1 rRNA gene is annotated in these 627 nt (G+C 47.7%); it reads left to right on the forward strand.

Annotated features, from left to right (window positions below):
- Nucleotides 1-627 (forward strand): 23S ribosomal RNA (locus CPAL_RS05945); the annotation flags it as partial.

Raw genomic sequence — 627 nt, forward strand, 5'->3', positions numbered from 1 at the left:
CACGGTGGATGCCCTGGCACTAGGAGCCGATGAAGGACGTGATAAGCTGCGATAAGCTGCGGGTAGATGCAAATAATCTGTGATCCGCAGATTTCCGAATGGGGAAACCCACTTAGCTAACGCTAAGTACTATATGCTGAATACATAGGCATATAGAGGTACACCTGGGGAACTGAAACATCTAAGTACCCAGAGGAAGAGAAAGAAAATTCGATTCCCTAAGTAGCGGCGAGCGAAAGGGGAAGAGCCCAAACCAGAAACTTCGTTTCTGGGGTTGTGGATAGATCATAACGCTTTGATTTTCTTAGCCGAATAGAACTGGAAAGTTCAGTCGTAGAAGGTAATAACCCTGTAGGCGAAAAGAAAAGATAAGTAGATCTACTCCAGAGTACCACGAGACACGTGAAACCTTGTGGGAAGCAGGGAGGACCATCTCCCAAGGCTAAATACTACCTAGTGACCGATAGCGAAGCAGTACCGTGAGGGAAAGGTGAAAAGAACCCCGGGAGGGGAGTGAAATAGAACCTGAAACCGTGTGCCTACAATCGGTGGGAGCACTTTTATGTGTGACCGCGTACTTTTTGTAGAACGGGCCAGCGAGTTACGATATGCAGCAAGGTTAAGCAC

Source organism: Clostridium thermopalmarium DSM 5974 (assembly GCF_002995795.1).
GTDB lineage: Bacteria > Bacillota > Clostridia > Clostridiales > Clostridiaceae > Clostridium_H > Clostridium_H thermopalmarium.